Raw genomic sequence first — 5,314 nt, 5'->3', positions numbered from 1 at the left:
CCCTTCACCCACGCCCGCGCTTCTTGAACACTTCCAACAACTCCCGCCCCCTGGCACGTGAAACACCCGGCGGCGGGAAAACGTGCTGCACAAACGCGCGGGGCGCTGGTTGTGCCAGCGCCCCGGGTGCTGCGAGTGCCTACTTGCGGATGCCGAGGCCCTCGATGAGCTTCTTGTAGCGCGCCACGTCCTTGGACTTGAGGTAGTCCAGCAGACGGCGGCGCTGACCGACCAGCTTCAGCAGACCGCGCCGGGAGTGGTGGTCCTTCTTGTGGGTCTTGAAGTGCTCGGTGAGCATGTTGATGCGCTCGGACAGCAGCGCCACCTGCACCTCGGGCGAGCCGGTGTCGGACTCGTGGGTGCGGAACTTCGAGACCAGCTCGCTCTTGCGGTCCTGATGCAGCGACATGGGGCTTCTTCCTGATTCCCGCTCCGGGGTGACTGCTCGTGCCGCCGGGGTCCGCGGAGGGGTACAGACCCGGCCATTGTTCTTCTAACGAGCGGGCCGCTTATAAGCTTCACCCCCCGTAGGGTCAACCTTCGCCGACCGCCCGTCCGCCCCTCGGCGGCCTGGACAGTGCGAAGACATACAACCGGCAGCCGCCCGGAAGTCCCCCGGTTCCAGAAGCCAGCTCCCGCGCCGTCGCCGCGTCCATGGCCACATGCAGGTACAGGCCGCCCGGCTCGCCGCCGTCGCCTGCCAGGAGCTGGCGCGTGCGTGGGTACAGCCGCAAGAGCGCCTCCACCACGTCGCCAATGCCTGCGGCCGCCGGGACGCCCAGCGCCAGCTCGCGCCGTCCGTCGAAGGCGCCGCGCAGGCCCGGAGCGACGCTCACGGAGATGTCATGGTTCCGGGTGGCCACTCAGACGAACACCCGCAGATAGCGCAGCCGCCCGCCCACCACCTCGGCCATGGCGAGCAGCGCGTCGTCCGGGCCCAGCACGCGCACCTTGCCCGGCAGGGGCGCGACCTCCACCGGCACCCCGTGCGACACCCGCCGCGCGTCCTCCGCGCCCACCCGCACCGAGGGCAGGTCGGTCAGCGATTCCGCGAGCGACACCAGCCGCCCGGCCACGGCCTCGCGCGACAGCGACGCCAGGTCCCCCAGCGGCAGCGCGCGCGCCAGGGTGAAGGGTCCACTCGCGGTGCGCCGCAGGGCCTCCAGGTGCGCCCCACAGCCCAGCGCGCGGCCCAGGTCGAACGCGAGCGTGCGCACGTAGAAGCCCTTCGAGCAGCGCACCGACAGCGTCAGCCGGTCCGCGGAGAAGTCGCGCAGCACCAATTCGTGCACCGTCACGGTGCGGCTGGCCCGCTCCACTTCCTCGCCCGCGCGCGCCAGTTCGTACAGCCGCTTCCCGGCGATCTTCACCGCCGAGTACATGGGCGGCACCTGTTCGAAGGTGCCCCGGAAGGGCGCGAGCACCGACTCCAGGAGCGCGGCCGTCAGGGGCGGCACCGGGGCCTCCGCGGTCGGCTTGCCCTGGGCGTCCTGGGTGTCCGTCTCCACGCCCAGCCGCACCACGGCGTCGTAGGCCTTGTCGCCTTCCGTGATGTAGCCCGCCACCTTGGTGGCTTCGCCCAGGCACACCGGCAGCACCCCGGTGGCCATCGGGTCGAGCGTGCCCGTGTGGCCCGCCTTCTTCACCTTGAGCAGGCTGCGCACCTGGCGCACCACATCGAACGACGTGGGACCCAGGGGCTTGTCGATGACGAGGACGCCGTCCATGAAGGGGGTTCTACCAACCTTCCTTGCCGCGCACCTCCCGCAGGAGGCGGTCGATCTTGTCGCCCTCTCCCACGGAAGCATCGAACGCGAAGAAGATCTCCGGCGACACGCGCAGCTGGACCACGGACGTCACCTCGCGGCGCACGAAGCCCTTGGCCGCATCCAGGCCCTTCTGGGTGTCCGCCTTCTCCTGGTCGGTGCCGAGCATCGAATAGAAGACCTTCGCCACGCGCAGGTCGGGCGACACCTTCACTCCGGTGATGGTGATGAAGCCGATGCGCGGGTCGCGAAGCTCCCCGCGCGTCAGCAGGGCGCCAATGGCCGCCTGGATTTCCTGCCCCACGCGCTCGGGTCGTGAATGCGTCGTCATTTCTTCTCCCAATCTCGCGGGTTGCGCAGCGCCCGGGCCCGGGCCCGCGCGTCGTCCAGCGACAGATTTCCACCTTCAGCGGGGGGCCGGGAAGTCCCCGGGCCAGCACCCTCGTGCCGCTCCTCCCAGGAGCCCAGCCCCTCGGCCTCCGCGAGCGACCGGTCGCTGCGCAGGAAGCGCGCGATGGCCGCCTCCGAGTGCGCGCTCGCGGCCTCGGGGGACAGTTCAGCCTCCCCGTCCAGCTCATCCTCCGGCACCTTCGCCGGAGCGCGGAACATGCCCGCACCACTGTCGGAATAGAGCCGGTCGCCAAAGGCCAGGATCTCCGTCTCCCGGGCCATCAGCGGCGCGACGTACATCTCTTCGATGAAGTGGATGATCTTCTCCAGCTGCTCATCCACATGGCGGCGCTCGTTGCCCACCACCGCCAGCGCGACCGACGCCTTCTGCCAGAGGTCCTGGTCGGCCACCTCGGCGACGGCCACGTTGAAGCGGGCCTTCACCCGGTCCGTCACCCGGCGGAGCACCTGCCGCTTCGACTTCAGCGAGGCGCTCTCCGGAATCTGGAGGGTCAGGCGTGCGACACCCACGAACATAAAGGTTCCCCAGGCCGGCAGCGGCGCAACGCGTCATCCGCGCGCGCCGACCGCCGGCACAGCGTCATTCCCCCGGAGAAGGTGGGGCCTTCCCGGGGGTCCGTCGAGTGCGAACCGCGAGACTCAGGACAGGCTCTGACGGGTCTCCTCGATCTCGTAGGCCTCGATGATGTCGCCGGCCTTGAGGTCGTTGAAGTTCTCGATGCCGATACCGCACTCGAAGCCCTGCGCGACCTCCTTGACGTCGTCCTTGAAGCGGCGGAGCGACGCCATCTTGCCGGAGAAGAGCTGCTTGTTCTCGCGCATGAGGCGCACGAACGAGCCGCGCTTGATGACGCCGTCCAGGACGGCCGCACCGGCGATGGTGCCCAGCTTGGGCACGTTGAAGGTGTTGCGCACTTCCGCACGGCCCAGCTTGCGCTCGGTGCGGATGGGCTCCAGGAGGCCCTCCATCTCCAGCCGAACCCCGTCGATGAGCTCGTAGATGATGGAGTAGCTCTGCAGCGTGACCTGCTGCGCCTTGGCCGCGGCCTCGGCACCGGACTCCGGCTTGACGTTGAAGCCCAGCACGACGCCCTTGGAAGCAGCGGCGCGCATGACGTCCGTCTCGGTGACGGCGCCCACGCCCGCGTCGATGATGACCACCCGCACCTTGTGCGTGGTGAGCTTCTCCACCGCCTGGCGCACCGCCTCCGCGGAGCCCTGCACGTCCGCCTTGATGACGACGCGCAGTTCCTTGGGACCGCCGCCCGCCTTCGTCTTGGCGAAGAGCTGCTCCAGGGACTCGCGGCTGACCTTGCTGAGGTCGGCCTGACGCTCCTTCATGCCGCGGTGGTCGGCGATCTGCTTGGCCGCCTTCTCGTCCGCCACCACGTTGATGGCGTCACCCGCGGTGGGCACACCGGACAGACCGATGACCTCCGCGCAGTAGCCCGGCTTCACTTCCTTCACGGACTCGCCGCGGCTGTTGTTCATCGCGCGGACACGGCCGTAGTGCGTTCCGGTGACGATGGCGTCGCCCAGCTTGAGCGTGCCCTCCTGCACCAGCACCGTGGCGACGGGGCCACGGCCGCGGTCCAGCTTCGCCTCGACGATGGCGCCCACGGACGGACGGGACGGGTTGGACGTCAGCTCCAACACCTCCGCCTGCAGCGCCAGGTTCTCCAGCAGGAGGTCCAGGTTCTGCTTCGTCTTCGCGGAGACGGGCACCATGATGGTGTCGCCGCCCCACTCTTCCGGGACCAGCTCGTGCGCGGCCAGGTCCTTCTTCACGCGGTCCAGGTTCGCGCCCGGCACGTCGATCTTGTTGATGGCGACGACGATGGGCACTTCCGCCAGCTTCGCGTGCTTGATGGCCTCGATGGTCTGGGGCATCACGCCGTCGTCCGCGGCCACCACGAGCACCACGATGTCCGTCACGTTGGCGCCACGGGCGCGCATGGACGTGAAGGCCTCGTGACCCGGCGTGTCGAGGAACGTGACGTCTCCGCGCGCGGTGGTCACGCTGTAGGCGCCGATGTGCTGGGTGATGCCGCCCGCCTCGCCCGCGGCCACGCTGGCCTGGCGGATGGCGTCGAGGAGGCTCGTCTTGCCGTGGTCGACGTGGCCCATGATGGTGACCACCGGCGGACGGGGACGCTCGTCCTCCGCCTTGGCGGTGACCTCCGGGAGGTAGTCCTCCACCTCGAAGCCCACGCGCTCCACCTTCCAGTGGTAGTCGGTGGCGATGAGCTCCGCGGTGTCGGCGTCCAGGATCTGGTTCGCCGTCGCCATCTTCTGCATGGCCATCAGCTTCTTGATGAGCTCCGTGGTGCGCACACCCATGCGCTGGCCCAGGTCGGACACGCTGATGCCCTCCTGCAGCTTGATGACCTTCTTCTCCTCGGCCATCTGGGTGATCTGCGTCTTGGCGCCCTTCTTCGTGGGCTTGCGCTTCTTGCCACGGATGGGGATGGCGATCCGGCCCCAGACCATGTCGGACAGTTCCTGCTTCGACACGCTGGTCGTCTCAGGACCCGTGCGCTTGCGCTGGCCGCGCTCCTTGTTCTTGGAGACGTCCACGAGCTCACGGCCGCGACCCAGGTGATCCGGGACGACCTTGTACTCGCGCTTCTCGGTGCCGAGCGCCGTGCGGCCCGGGGCCATGGGGTACTGCTTGGCCTGGGTCGTGGTCGGCGTGACGCGGCGGACCTGGATGAGCGGGCGCGAGATGACCACGGCCTGGGTGGCCGTGGGGCGCGCCTGGGCGCCCGGCGTGGGCGCGACCTGGGCGTGCGGGACACCGCCCACCATGATGGTCGGACCGCTCGGCTGCACCGGAGCCCCCGCGGCGCCCGGAGGCGGCGAGGACGGACGCACCGGACCCGTCTGGCCCGGACGCGCCTGCATGGGCGCTCCCGGACGGCTCTGCATGGGCGGCCCACCCGGGCGACCCTGCATGGGCGCGCCAGGACGGCTGCCCGGTCCACCCGGCCCACCCGGACGGCTGCCCGGCCCACCGGGGCCACCCGGACGGCTGCCCGGAGGACCGCCAGGGCGGCCACCCGTGGAGCCCGGACGCTGCACGTAACCGGGACCGCGGGAGATGACCGTCGCGGACGTCGAAGGAGGCGGCCGTGAGG

Annotated in this window: 6 protein-coding genes; all 6 read right to left on the bottom strand. The window is 69.9% G+C overall.

All coding sequences use genetic code 11. The features are described from left to right. Window positions 1-139: 139 nt before the first annotated feature. The gene (gene rpsO, locus D7V93_RS37000) at window positions 140-409 is read right to left on the bottom strand and encodes a 30S ribosomal protein S15 (protein ID WP_120629587.1); all 270 of its coding nucleotides are present in this window, start codon (window positions 407-409) and stop codon (window positions 140-142) included. A gap of 124 nt (window positions 410-533) precedes the next feature. Further along, window positions 534-863, bottom strand: a complete 330-nt coding sequence (locus D7V93_RS36995) for a hypothetical protein (protein WP_120610956.1) — start codon at window positions 861-863, stop codon at window positions 534-536. Continuing rightward, the gene (truB, locus tag D7V93_RS36990; RefSeq protein ID WP_120647828.1) at window positions 864-1,727 is read right to left on the bottom strand and encodes a tRNA pseudouridine(55) synthase TruB; all 864 of its coding nucleotides are present in this window, start codon (window positions 1,725-1,727) and stop codon (window positions 864-866) included. A 10-nt stretch (window positions 1,728-1,737) separates the two neighbouring features. Further along, the gene (rbfA, locus tag D7V93_RS36985; RefSeq protein ID WP_120610954.1) at window positions 1,738-2,097 is read right to left on the bottom strand and encodes a 30S ribosome-binding factor RbfA; all 360 of its coding nucleotides are present in this window, start codon (window positions 2,095-2,097) and stop codon (window positions 1,738-1,740) included. Further along, entirely contained in the window at window positions 2,094-2,693 is a 600-nt protein-coding gene (locus tag D7V93_RS36980) for a DUF503 domain-containing protein (protein WP_120647827.1), read from the bottom strand. Before D7V93_RS36980 ends, rbfA begins: the two co-directional genes overlap by 4 nt. Window positions 2,694-2,816: 123 nt before the next feature. Beyond that, on the bottom strand, window positions 2,817-5,314 hold a 2,498-nt coding region (gene infB, locus D7V93_RS36975), incomplete at its 5' end, for a translation initiation factor IF-2 (protein WP_244237729.1).

The organism is Corallococcus llansteffanensis (genome assembly GCF_003612055.1).
Classification (GTDB): domain Bacteria; phylum Myxococcota; class Myxococcia; order Myxococcales; family Myxococcaceae; genus Corallococcus; species Corallococcus llansteffanensis.
Note: the sequence above shows the minus strand (reverse complement) of the source record. Positions and strands in the feature narration are given on the sequence as shown.

Excerpts from the sequence above, each read along its gene's own strand:
- rpsO (WP_120629587.1), bottom strand. The coding sequence starts at position 409 with ATGTCGCTGCATCAGGACCGCAAGAGCGAGCTGGTCTCGAAGTTCCGC.
- rbfA (WP_120610954.1), bottom strand. The coding sequence starts at position 2,097 with ATGACGACGCATTCACGACCCGAGCGCGTGGGGCAGGAAATCCAGGCG.
- truB (WP_120647828.1), bottom strand. The coding sequence starts at position 1,727 with ATGGACGGCGTCCTCGTCATCGACAAGCCCCTGGGTCCCACGTCGTTC.
- D7V93_RS36980 (WP_120647827.1), bottom strand. The coding sequence starts at position 2,693 with ATGTTCGTGGGTGTCGCACGCCTGACCCTCCAGATTCCGGAGAGCGCC.